Raw genomic sequence first — 11,793 nt, forward strand, 5'->3', positions numbered from 1 at the left:
CGACGAGCCCGCCGACGGGTCCACCGACGGGTCCACCGACGACGACGCGGACAGACCCGACGGCGGCAGGTCCGACGTCCTGTCCTTCGCCTACTGACCACGGGAGAGAGCTGTGGATCTCGCGACAGTCTGGTTCCTCCTCATCGCCCTGCTGTGGCTGGGGTACCTGTTCCTCGAAGGCTTCGACTTCGGCGTCGGCATGCTGCTGCGGGTGCTCGGTCGCGACGAGCTCGAGCGGCGAGTCCTGATCAACACGATCGGCCCGGTCTGGGACGGCAACGAGGTCTGGTTGATCGTCGCCGGCGGTGCCACGTTCGCCGCGTTCCCCGGGTGGTACGCGGGCCTGTTCAGCGCCGCCTACCTGCCGCTGCTGCTGTTCCTGCTCGCCCTGATCGGGCGCGGCGTCGCCTTCGAGTACCGCGGCAAGGTCGACTCGGTCCGCTGGCGGTCCGGCTGGGACACGGTGATCTCGGTTGGCTCGGCGGTCGCCGCGCTCGGGGTCGGCCTGGTGCTCACCTGGAACGTGCTGGGTCTGCCGATCGACGCGAGCGGCAACCGGGTGGGGTCGCCCTTCGCCGCCATCCGCTGGGACACGCTGCTCGGCGCGCTCGGCGTGGCCGGGTTCGCACTGGTGCACGGCGCGGTGTTCATCGCGCTCAAGACCGAGGGCGAGATCCGCGACCGGGCGCGGCGGCTGGCCCTGCGCATCGCGCCGTTCGCGCTGGCGCCGCTCGCACTGCTGCTGGTGGTGGTCCAGCTGCGCGAGGGCTCGGACTGGACCTGGATCGCGGTGACGGCCGTGCTCGTCGCGGCCGGTGCCGCGCTGCTGCGGCTGGCCGTCGGGCGGGAGGGGCAGGCGTTCGCGTTGCTCGGCGTGGCCGTGGCCGCGTCGGTGACCGCTCTGTTCGGCGCGCTGTACCCGAACGTCCTTCCGTCTACTCTGGACGATTCGTTCTCGCTGACGATCGCCGAGACCGCGTCCAGCCCGTACACGCTGACCGTGATGACCTGGGTCGCGGTGTTCGGCACCCCGGCCGTCCTGGTCTACCAGGGCTGGACCTACTGGGTGTTCCGCCGCCGGATCGGCACCCGGCACATGCCAGAGGTGCACGTCCCGTGAGCCGCTCCGGCCCGCTGGGTGCACTGAGCCTGTCCAGGACCGCCCGCCGCGCGCTTGTCGGCTGCGCCGCGCTCGCCGTGGTGCAGGGGATCGCCCTGGTCGTGCAGGCGTGGGCGCTGGCGTCGGTTCTGGCCGACCTCGTCGGCGGATCCACCGCGCCGATCCACGGCCGGCTCGCCCTGCTCACTGGCGCGGTGCTCGCCCGCGCCCTGCTCGGCTGGGTCACCCAGGTCGTCGCCGCCCGCGCCGCCGCCGACACCAAGGCGGAGCTGCGGGCGGTCGTCCTGGACCGCGCGCTCGCGGCCGGGCCGGAGTGGATAGTCCACCAGGGGCCCGCCGAGTTGACCGCGCTCGCCACCCGCGGGCTGGACGCGCTCGACGCGTACTTCACCGTCTACCTGCCGGCACTGGTGAACTCGGCGGTGCTGCCGCTGGGGGTGGCCGGCGTGCTCCTGCTCACCGACTGGCCATCGGCCGTGGTGATCGCGCTGACCCTGCCGCTGGTGCCGCTGTTCGCCGCGCTGGTCGGCCTGCGCACCAGGGACCGGGTAGCGGCCGCCGCGGACAGCACGGCGCGGCTGTCCGGCCACTTCCTCGAGCTCGTGCGCGCGCTGCCGGTGCTCGCCTCGTTCCGCCGGGCCTCCGCCCAGGCGGACGTGGTGCGCCGGGTCTCCGACGCCCACCGCCGCGCCACGATGGACACCCTGCGGCTGGCGTTCGCCTCGGCGTTGGTCCTCGAGCTCGTGGCCACCCTGTCGGTCGCGCTGATCGCGGTGGTGATCGGCGTCCGGCTGGTCTCGGGCGACCTCGCGCTCTCGATCGGCCTGTTCGTCCTGCTGCTGGCGCCGGAGTGCTATCTCCCGCTGCGGGCCGCGGGGGCTGCCCACCACGCGAGCGAGGACGGCATGGAGGCGGCCCGCCGGATCGCCGAGCTCCCGGTCGCGCCCGAGGTCCCGACCGGGCCGGCCCCCTCCGGCGTCCTCGAGGTCCGCGACCTGCGCGTCCTCCGCCGCGACGCCTTCGCTCCCGACGGGCTCTCGTTCACCGCCCGCCCCGGCGAGATCACGCACCTGAGCTCACCGAGCGGCACGGGCAAGTCGACGGTCTTCTCTGTCCTGCTGGGCTTCACCAGACCGACCGCCGGCACCACCCGGGTCGGCGGCGTCGATCTGTCCACGGTGGACCCCGAGCGGTGGCGCCGGACGGTGGCCTGGGTTCCCCAGCACCCCGTGCTCACCGCTCCAACCGTCCTCGCCGAGCTCGTCGAGTCGGTCGCCGACCTGGTTCCCGAGCCGCCTGCGCGGGCCGAGCTGTCCGCCGCGGCCACCGAGGTGGCCACCGAGGTGGCCGCGGAGCACCTTCTGGACCGGCCCACCGCCGAGCTCTCGGTGGGCGAGCGGCAGCGGGTGGCCGTGGCCAGGGCCCTGCTTCGGTTGCGCCACGGCGCCACCCTGCTCCTGCTCGACGAGCCGACCGCCCACCTCGACGGCGCCACCGCCGGCCGGGTGATGGCCGCGATCGACGGGGCAGCGGCCGCCGGCGCGACGGTCGTCCTCGCCAGCCACCGCATCGCGGAGTCCAATGTGGATTCGGTACCCGCGCGCCGTCGGGAACGCCTCGCCGGCGCGGTGACCCCGCGCCCGGCCCGCCTGCGTCCCCTGCTCACCCGCCGGCTGCTCTACGGCGCCCTTCTCGGTGCCGCGGCACTGACCGCCGGGATCGCGCTCACGGCGACCTCGGCCTGGCTCGTCGCCAAGGCCTCCCAGCAGCCGCCGATCCTCATGCTCTCGGTCGCCGTCGTCGGGGTCCGCGCGTTCGGTCTCGCCCGCGCCGGGCTGCGCTACGCCGAACGCCTGGTCACCCACGACGCCGCGTTCCGCGCCGCCGGCGAGCACCGGGTCCGGCTCTGGCGCTCGCTCACCCCCGCCCACGCCGACCGGGCCGACGGCCTGGCCCACGACATCGACACCGTGCGCGACCTGACGCCGCGCGTGTTGACCCCACCGCTGGTCGCCGGACTGGTGGTGGCCGCGAGCGTGCTCGTCCAGCTGGTGATCCTGCCGGCCGCGGCGCTCACGCTCGCCATCGCGGTCGTGGCGGCCGGACTGGGTGCACCGGCCGCCGCGACCGCGCTCGACCGGCACGCCGGCAGCGCGCAGGCTGCCGGCCGGCGGCGCCTGGCGACCGGGATGCTCACGCTGCTGACCGCGGCGGCCGACCTGGTCGCGGTCGGCGCTCACCGCCGCCACCGTGCCAAGCTGGGCCGGGTCGACGCCGACCTGGCCCGGACCGCACGCCGCGAGGCGTTCGGCGCGGGTGCGGCGACCCTGCTGATCACGCTGGCCACCGGTGCGGCCACGGTCGCCGGCACCTGGCTCGCCGCCGACGCCGTGGCAGGCGGCACCCTGGACCCCCTGCTGGCCCCGATCCCGGCACTGCTGCCGCTGGCCCTGGCGGAGGTGCTGGCGCTGCTCCCCCCGGCCGCCCAGCACCGCGACGCGCTGCGCGCGGCCCTGTCCCGTCTCCTCCCGCGGGCCGAGACCGCCCCGGTTCCGCCACCGGTGGAGACAGCCGACATCCGGCTGCGCGCGGTCGACGCCCGCTGGCCGGGCGCGGCCGAGCCGGTCCTGTGCGACCTCACCCTGGACATCCCGCACGGCACGCACGTCGCCGTCGTGGGCCCCTCCGGGGTCGGCAAGTCGAGCCTGCTGGCCCTGCTGTTGGGCTTCCTGCCGGCCGAGGGCGGCACTGCCGTGCTGCCGAACCGGGTCGCCTGGTGCCCGCAGGACCCGATGCTGGTCTCCACGACGGTCCGGGAGAACCTGCGCATGGCCGACCCCACCGCGAGCGACGACCGCCTGCGTGCCGCCCTGCTGCGGGCCGGCCTCCCCGGCTGGGTCGACCGGCTCGACACCCGCCTGGACGGAGGAGCGGCCTCCGCCTCCGGCGGCGAGGCCCAGCGCCTGGCCCTGGCGAGGGCGCTGCTCGCCGACGCCGACGTCGTCCTGCTCGACGAACCGACGGCGCACCTGGACGACGCGACGGCCGCTGCCGTGCTGCACACCGTGCGCACCGCGCTCGCCGACCGCACCGTCGTCCACGTCACCCACCGCCCTGACGAGGCCGCGCTGGCCGACCTGGTCCTCCGGCTGGACCCGGCGGGCCGCGTGCTCACCCCCGCCCTGGCCTGATCGCGGAAGGGGCACACTGGGTGGCTGTGGAGATGGCACCCGAGGTGGCGGTGCGCGCGCTCGACGCGGCGACCGAGATCGCCACGGCCGCGTTGTCCGGCGACGATCCCGAGGCCGTGCTGCGGCTGGTCGTCCGCCGGGCGGCGGAGCTCGTCGGCGCCGACCTCGGGCTGGTGATGGCTCGCGGCCAGGACGGGTCGCTGACGGTCGAGGCAGCCCACGGCGTCGTCCGCCCCGGCACCACCGACCCGGTCGGGCTCGTGCTCTCCGACCGGTCCACCGCGGCCCGGGTGGCCCGAGCCGGGGTCGCCGTGGTCGTCGACGACGTCGCCGCCGACCCGCGCACCGCGCCGTTCGTCCCGCGCGAGCTGCGCGGTTACGGGCCGTTCGCCGCCGCCCCGTTCGGCACCGACCAGCGGCGCCTGGGCGCGCTGACCGTCTACCGGCACCGCGGCGGGCAGCCGTTCGACCCGACCGCTGTCGCCCTGCTCACCGCGTTCGCAGCACAGGCCGGCCTGGTGCTGCTGCTCGCCGAGGGGGCGACGGCGCGTGCCCGGCTCGGGCTCTACCAGGAGCGCGAGCGCATCGCCCGCGACCTGCACGACGTGATCGTCCAGCGCCTCTACGCCGCGGGTATGCAGCTCGACCTGCTCGCTCGCCGGCCGGCACGCCGGCTCGCCCGCGCCGACGCCGCCCGCCTCGCCGACGCCGTCGACCAGCTCGACGCCTCGATAGCCGACGTGCGTGCCGTGGTCCGCGCTCTGCGCAACCCGGAGCCGGAGGACACCGGGACCGATCTCGCCGAGTCCGTGCGCGGCGAGGTGGCGATCGCCGGCGAGCTGCTCGGGTTCGCCCCGGAGCTGGAGATCGACGGGGATCTGGGCCAGGTTCCGCCCGCCCTCGCCGACCACGTCCGGGCCGCCCTGCGCGAAACGCTGTCCAATGTGGTTAGACATTCCGGAGCCGGCCACGTCTCCGTCCACATCAGACAGGACGCCGAGCTGACCCTTACCGTCCGCGACGACGGCTGCGGCATCCCCGAGGGGGTGAGCCACCGCGGCCTCAAACACCTCGAGGAGCGCGCTACGCAGGCCGGCGGGCACTGCGAGATCGCCTCCTCGCCGCGTCGGGGAACCGCCGTGACCTGGGCGGCTCCGCTGGGGTAGGGCTGGCCCCACCCCGAACCTCCTGGTCTGCACCAGTGTTTCCGCGACGTCCCGCGGCCAGGCTTGGACCGTGCGACGCGACGATGAGAACCAGATGAACGCGGTGGTCCGCGTGGTGGACCTACGCAGGACCTACGGTGGCAGGGATACCGGGGTGACCGCATTGGACGGTGTCACCACGGCCTTCGCCAGAGCGAGCTTCACCGCCGTGATGGGCCCCTCCGGCTCGGGCAAGAGCACCTTCCTGCACTGCGCGGCCGGCCTGGACCGGCCGACGTCGGGGACCGTGCTGCTGGAGGACCAGGACCTCGCCGAGCTCTCGGAGACCGAGCTGACCCGGCTGCGCCGGGACCGGATCGGGTTCGTCTTCCAGGCGTTCAACCTGCTGCCCGCGCTGACCGTCCAGGACAACGTCACGCTGCCGCTGCGGCTGGCCGGGCGCCGCCCCAAGCCGGCGCTCGTGCGACAGGTCCTCGAGCAGGTCGGCCTCGCCGAGCGGCGCCGCAACCTGCCGGCCGAGCTCTCCGGCGGCCAACAGCAGCGGGTGGCGATCGCCCGGGCGCTGGTCACCCGGCCGGCCGTGCTGTTCGCCGACGAGCCGACCGGCGCGCTGGACACCCGCACCGCGGCCGAGGTCCTCGGCCTGCTGCGCGCCTCGGTGGACGGGGCCGGTCAGACCGTCGTCATGGTCACCCACGACCCCGTCGCCGCCGCCTACGCCGACCGCGTCGTCTTCCTCGCCGACGGCCGGCTGGTCGGCGAGTTGCTCGACCCCACCGCCGAGGTCGTCGCCGAGCGGATGACCCACCTCGGCGCATGGGCCGACCGCGTCCCGACCGGAGCGCGGCGATGATCCGGCTCGCGCTGCGCACCCTGCGCCGCCGCAAGGGGTCCTTCGTGGCGACCTTCGTCGCGATGACGTTCGGCGCGGTGATCGTGATGGCCTGTGGCGGTCTCATGGAGACCGGGATCCGCTCCGACGTACCGCCGCACCGCCTGGCGGGTGCGCCCCTCGTCGTCGCCGGCGACCAGTCCCACGAGCTGCCAAGGCAGAACCCGGACGACCCCGAGGAGGACGTCGAGTCGAGCACGCTCGTCGAGCGAGTCCGGCTGGACGCCGGCCTGGTGTCCACACTGGCCGACGTCCCCGGTGTCGAGTCCGCGGTGCCCGACGTCGCGGTTCCCGTCCTGCTCGCCGGTGCAGGTCCGGTCGAGGCACACGGCTGGGCCTCGGCCGCGCTGAGGCCGTACGCCACCACCGCCGGTGCCGCCCCCGGTCGCGGCGAGGTCGTGCTGTCCGACGGCCACCGGGTCGGCGATCGGGTCGAGGTCGTCGTCGCCGGCCGCGCCCTCACCTTCACCGTCTCCGGTCTGGTCGACTCGCCGGAGCCGCTGCTCTTCCTCGCCGACACCGACCTCGAACGCATCTCCGCCCACCCCGGGAAGGTCGACGCGATCGGCCTGCGGACCGAGCCGGGCGCGGACCTCGGGCAGGTGCGGCACGAGGTCGGCGAGGCGCTGCGCGGCACCGGCGCCGTCGTGCTGACCGGCGACGACCGCGGTCTGGCCGAGTTCGCCGGGGCCGCCAGGGCGAGTGAGGACCTGATCGTGCTGGCCGGCGTGTTCGGCGGCATGGCCATCAGCATCGCCCTGTTCGTCGTGGCCACGACGCTTGGGCTGTCGATCCAGCAGCGGCAGCGGGAGCTGGCCCTGCTGCGGGCCATCGGCACCACGCCTCGGCAGCTGCGCCGGATGGTGCTCGGCGAGGCACTGGTCACCTCGCTGTTCGCCACCACCCTCGGGTCGTTCCTCGGCGTCCCGTTCGGACAGTGGCTGTTCGACCGGCTCGCCGGTCGCGGGGTGGTGCCCGAGGCGATGGTGTTCTCCAGCGGGTGGATCCCGATGGTCGTCGCGGTGGGCTCGGCGTTGCTGATCACCCTGGTCGCCGGGCTCGTCGCTGGCCACCGGGCCGCCCGGTCGCGGCCGACCGAGGCGCTGGCCGACGCCGCCCTGCAGCGGCGCTGGCTCTCGCCGGTCCGGCTGATCCTCGCCGTGCTCTGTTTCGGCGGCGGGATCGCCCTGTTCATCGTGACGATCGCGGTGATGACCGGCCCGATCGCGGCCAGTACCGCCGGTCCCTCGGTGCTGCTCTGGGCGGTCGGCCTGGCGCTGGTCGGGCCGGGTGTCACCCGCGTCCTGCTGGCGGTGTTCCGGGGCCCGGTCCGGCTGGTCGCCGGCGTCCCCGGCTACCTCGCCGCGCTCAACACACGCACGAGGACCGTGCGGATGGCAGCCGTCGTCGTCCCGGTCATGCTCGCCACCGGCACCGCCACCGCGAACATCTACCTGCAGACGACGATGGTCGCGGTGGCCAACGAGGCCTTCGCCGAGAGCCTGCGGGCCGACCTCGTGCTCACCTCCTCGACCGGCGGGCTCGACCCCGACCTGGTGGACGAGGTGCGCCGGGTGCCCGGTGTGGCCGCGGCGTCGGAGTTCGCCGGCTCGACGGTCTTCGTCGGCGCGCCCTACGACGACTCGCAGACCGAGGACGGCTGGCCGGTCCAGGGGATCAGCGCCGAGGGCGCCGCGCTGACGAGTGCGGTGCGGCTGAGCGAGGGGTCGCTGGAGGACCTGCGTGGCGACACGGTCGTGCTGCCCGTCGAGCAGGCCGCGACGCTGGGTCGCGGGGTCGGCGACGGCATCACGATGCGGATGGGGGACGGCGCGGAGGTCGACGTCCGGATCGTGGGCCTCTACCCGGCCCGGGAGGGCTTCGAGACGCTGCTCATGCCGGCCGGCCTGGTCGCCGAGCACACCACGCTGGGCCTGCCCACCCAGATCCTCGTGCGGGCCGAGCCGGGTCTCTCGCCCGCCGTGCTGGCCGAGGAGCTGGGCGGCCTCGCCCCCGGTGTCGCGGTGGCCGACCGGGAGGCGGTGACGGCCGGCTACGCCGAGCAGCAGGAGATCGGCGCCTGGATCAACTACCTGATGGCCGGCATGTTCGTCGCCTACACCGCGATCTCCGTGGTGAACAGTCTGGTCATGGCGACAGCGGCCCGCCGCCGTGAGTTCGGGCTGCACCGGCTGAGCGGGGCCACCCGCGCCCAGGTGATGGGCATGATGACGGTCGAGGCGCTGCTGACCGTGGCCATCGGCATCGTGCTCGGCACACTGGTGACGGCCGCGACGCTGCTGCCGTTCACGCTGGTCACCGACGGCTCGGTGCTGCCGTCCGGGCCGGTCTGGATCTACCTGGCGGTGGCCGGCTCCGCAACGGTCCTCGCCCTGGGGGCCACCCTGGTGACCACCTGGCTCGCGCTGCGCCCCCGCCCCGCGGAGGCGACCGTCGCACCAGCGTGAGCCGGGTCGGAGCGGGGCGTCGCACCACCTGGTGCGGCGCCCCGCTCACCGTCCCGAGCGCGGCGTCCGGCGGGCAATCCAGGCCACGGCCTGCGTGCGGCGCTCCATGCCGAGCTTGGCGAGGACCGAGGTCACGTGGTTCTTCACGGTCTTCTCCGCCAGGAACAGGCGTTCGGCGATCTGGCGGTTGGTCAGGCCCTCACCCACCAGCTCCAGCACCGCCCGTTCCCGCTCGGTCAGCGCGGACAGCTCGTCGGCCGCCGCGTCCCGCCGGACCCGCTCGAGCACCCGGGCCGTGGTGACCGGGTCGAGCAGCGACCGGCCCGCCGCCACCTCGCGGACGGCATCCACCAGGTCCTGGCCGCGGACCTGCTTGAGCAGGTAGCCCGACGCGCCGGCCAGGATCGCCTCCATCAGGGCCCGCTCGTCGTCGAACGCGGTGAGCACGAGACAGCGCGGCGACGGCTCGGTCTCGCGCAGCGAACGGCACAGCGAGATCCCGTCGCCGTCGGGGAGCCGTACGTCGACAACCACCACATCCGGGTTCGTCGCGCCCACCCGGACCAGCGCCTCGGCCACGCCCCCCGCCTCGGCGACGACCTCGATCCCCGGCTCGCCGTCCAGCAGGTCCCGCAGACCCCGCCGCACCACCTCGTGGTCGTCGACGAGCGCCACCCGGACCGTCATGGCTCCAGCCTATTGGCGGCCGCGCTACCGCGTCGTGTCGCCGAGGAGCTGCCGCAGCTTGTCGATCACCTTTCGGTTCTTGTCCAGCTCGACCACGTCGCCCTCCGCTCTGCGCCACAGCCAGCGCAGCACCGCGTCGGCCGTGCCCCCCACCACGGCTTCGGCCGGTACCACGGCCTCGGCCGCGACGCGCTCCACGGCCGGCTCGCCGGGTGATCGTTCGGCGAACTCCTCGGTGATCTCCCGGTAGGCGGCGGTGAGCGCGGCGAGCGGGTCCTCGCCGAGGTCGGGCGGCCACGGCTCGGGCAGCTCGCCGCGCCGCATGTGCTCGGTCTTGTTCACGTAGACCAGGGCGACGTGGTGGGCCAGGTCGGCAGCGGTCCATCCGGGACAGCTCGGTACGGGGTGGTCCAGCGCCTGCGCGGCGACGGCACGCAGGCGTCGGTAGTCGGCGCTCAGGTACCCGAGGTAGGTCGACTCGTCCACCGCGCCAGCCAACCGTGCGGCCCCGACGGTCTCACAGCTTGCGCAGTCGCACCCGGCTGATTCGGTGGTCGGCGTCCTTGCGCAGCACGAGCGTCGCCCGCGGCCGGGTCGGCAGGATGTTGTGCTCGAGGTTCGGCTGGTTGATCTCCTCCCACAGGCGCTTCGCCTCCGCGTCGGCCTCCGCGTCCGAGAGCGTCGCGTAGTGGTGGAAGTGCGAGCCCGGGTCGGTGAAGGCGGTGTCGCGCAGGGTGCGGAAGCGCTCGACGTACCAGCGGGCGATGTCGTCGGTGTGCGCGTCGACGTAGATCGAGAAGTCGAACAGGTCCGCCACCGAGAGGCGCTGGCCGGGCAGCAGCACGTTGAGCCCCTCGACGATCAGGATGTCCGGCTTCCGCACGACCTGCACCTCACCCGGCACGATGTCGTAGGCCAGGTGCGAGTAGACGGGGGCGCGTACCTCGCTGGCGCCGGACTTCACGTCGGAGACGAACCGGAGCAGGCCGCGCCGGTCGTAGCTCTCCGGGAAGCCCTTCCGGTGCATGATCCCGCGCCGGGTCAGCTCGGCCTTGGTCAGCAGGAAGCCGTCCGTGGTGACCAGGTCCACGTGCGGGTGGTCGGGCCAGCGGGCGAGCAGGGTCCGCAGCAGGCGGGCGGTCGTCGACTTGCCGACCGCGACACTGCCCGCGATGCCGATCACGAACGGCACCTTGGTCGTGTTGTCGCCGTCCTCGCCGAGGAAGGACGTCGTCGCTTCGTAGAGCTGCTGGCGCGCCGCGACCTGCAGGCTGATCAGGCGGGACAGCGGGAGGTAGACGTCGACGACCTCGTCGAGGTCCACCGGGTCGCCCAGCCCACGCAGCGCGACCAGCTCGTCCAGGGTCAGCGGGAGCGGTGTCGCCCGACGGAGCTCGCGCCACTGCTCGCGGCGCAGCTCGACGTAGGGGCTCAGGTCACGACCGGCCCGCACCAGCCGCTGAGGTGTCGCCCGCACCTCCCAAACGTAGGGCGTCCGGCCACGATCGGGCACTGTGACGCCGTACACCTCCAGTTGGCCGGCGGGCTTCTTCGGCCCCGCCCCCGGTTCACCTCAGCCCGCGTTCACCTCAGCCCGCGCGGGTCGAACACCTCGTCCCAGGCGGCCATCACCTGCCGCGCGCAGTTCTGCGGCGGGACGCCGCCAACGCCGGTGCCGAGACCGGGCAGCGCGATCGTGTGCACGACCTGGCGCACCGGACGCTCGTCCTCCAGCCGGCCGGCACGCCACAGGTGGAACACCGCCCGCGCCGCCAGGTAGGGGTGCACGGTGTCCGGCGGCAGCCGCTCGCCGGGCTCGCGCATGGTCGGTGCGCTGATCAGCCACGCCGGCGCCGCCACACCGGTCGGCACGATCAGTGCCTGCCCGACCGGCAGCTCACCGCCGTGGTAGGCGAGCACCGCGCTGCGGACCTGCTGCTCGATGGCGGGGAAGGTCCTGGCGTACACGGCGTCGATGCCGCCGCGCATGAGCCCGAACGAGTTCGCCGGGCTGACCACCGCCTGCGCCCCGACCTCCAGCACCGAGCCCCGGTGCACCTCGACGTCCCGGCGCTCGGCAACGGCCTCGGCCCAGGCGGCGGCGAGCGGCTCCTCCACGGCGCACAGCACGAGGCGCGGTGTTCGCGAAGCTCCCTGCCCTCCGGTCGTGATGCCCGCGGTGTCAGCTCCCGAGTCGGCGGTCACGGTTCCAGCATGGCACCTCGACCACACCGCGCGTAACCATGGGACCTCAACTGATCCCGAGGCC

The 11,793-nt window shown here is 74.4% G+C and carries 9 protein-coding genes; 5 read left to right on the forward strand and 4 right to left on the reverse strand.

What is annotated here, in order from left to right:
• Positions 1–112 precede the first annotated feature (112 nt).
• The 5 genes from cydB (at position 113) to BU204_RS31480 (ending at position 8,837) form a co-directional block, all read left to right on the forward strand.
• Positions 113–1,120 carry a cytochrome d ubiquinol oxidase subunit II gene (cydB, locus tag BU204_RS31460; protein WP_075129434.1) on the forward strand — a complete coding sequence of 336 codons (1,008 nt, stop codon included), beginning with the start codon at positions 113–115 and terminating at the stop codon, positions 1,118–1,120.
• The gene (cydD, locus tag BU204_RS31465; RefSeq protein ID WP_233160810.1) at positions 1,117–4,311 is read left to right on the forward strand and encodes a thiol reductant ABC exporter subunit CydD; all 3,195 of its coding nucleotides are present in this window, start codon (positions 1,117–1,119) and stop codon (positions 4,309–4,311) included. Before cydB ends, cydD begins: the two co-directional genes overlap by 4 nt.
• A gap of 32 nt (positions 4,312–4,343) precedes the next feature.
• Positions 4,344–5,477 (forward strand): GAF domain-containing sensor histidine kinase, encoded by a 1,134-nt coding sequence (locus BU204_RS31470; RefSeq protein WP_075129461.1) that lies wholly within the window; start codon positions 4,344–4,346, stop codon positions 5,475–5,477.
• Positions 5,478–5,571: 94 nt separating this feature from the next.
• Positions 5,572–6,330, forward strand: a complete 759-nt coding sequence (locus BU204_RS31475; RefSeq protein ID WP_075129435.1) for an ABC transporter ATP-binding protein — start codon at positions 5,572–5,574, stop codon at positions 6,328–6,330.
• The gene (locus BU204_RS31480) at positions 6,294–8,837 is read left to right on the forward strand and encodes an ABC transporter permease (protein WP_332888604.1); all 2,544 of its coding nucleotides are present in this window, start codon (positions 6,294–6,296) and stop codon (positions 8,835–8,837) included. The genes BU204_RS31475 and BU204_RS31480 overlap by 37 nt, the downstream gene beginning before the upstream one ends.
• Positions 8,838–8,882: 45 nt before the next feature.
• Here the strand turns inward: BU204_RS31480 and BU204_RS31485 are convergent, their stop codons facing one another.
• From BU204_RS31485 to BU204_RS31500, 4 genes are all read right to left on the reverse strand, one after another.
• Positions 8,883–9,524, reverse strand: a complete 642-nt coding sequence (locus BU204_RS31485; protein ID WP_075129436.1) for a response regulator — start codon at positions 9,522–9,524, stop codon at positions 8,883–8,885.
• Between the two features lie 24 nt (positions 9,525–9,548).
• Complete coding sequence (locus BU204_RS31490) at positions 9,549–10,010, reverse strand: maleylpyruvate isomerase N-terminal domain-containing protein (protein ID WP_075129437.1); 462 nt, start codon at positions 10,008–10,010, stop codon at positions 9,549–9,551.
• A gap of 31 nt (positions 10,011–10,041) precedes the next feature.
• Complete coding sequence (gene coaA / locus BU204_RS31495; protein WP_075129438.1) at positions 10,042–10,977, reverse strand: type I pantothenate kinase; 936 nt, start codon at positions 10,975–10,977, stop codon at positions 10,042–10,044.
• 131 nt (positions 10,978–11,108) lie between these two features.
• Positions 11,109–11,729, reverse strand: coding sequence for a macro domain-containing protein (locus BU204_RS31500; RefSeq protein ID WP_075129439.1), 621 nt, complete (start codon positions 11,727–11,729; stop codon positions 11,109–11,111).
• Between the last annotated feature and the right edge of the window lie 64 nt (positions 11,730–11,793).

It is taken from the genome of Actinophytocola xanthii (genome assembly GCF_001921205.1).
Taxonomy (GTDB): Bacteria; Actinomycetota; Actinomycetes; order Mycobacteriales; family Pseudonocardiaceae; genus Actinophytocola; species Actinophytocola xanthii.

Bases quoted from the DNA above. Each gene is read 5' to 3' on its own strand.
- BU204_RS31475 (WP_075129435.1), top strand. From the start codon at position 5,572: ATGAACGCGGTGGTCCGCGTGGTGGACCTACGCAGGACCTACGGTGGC.
- BU204_RS31480 (WP_332888604.1), top strand. From the start codon at position 6,294: ATGGGCCGACCGCGTCCCGACCGGAGCGCGGCGATGATCCGGCTCGCG.
- BU204_RS31470 (WP_075129461.1), top strand. From the start codon at position 4,344: ATGGCACCCGAGGTGGCGGTGCGCGCGCTCGACGCGGCGACCGAGATC.
- BU204_RS31485 (WP_075129436.1), bottom strand. From the start codon at position 9,524: ATGACGGTCCGGGTGGCGCTCGTCGACGACCACGAGGTGGTGCGGCGG.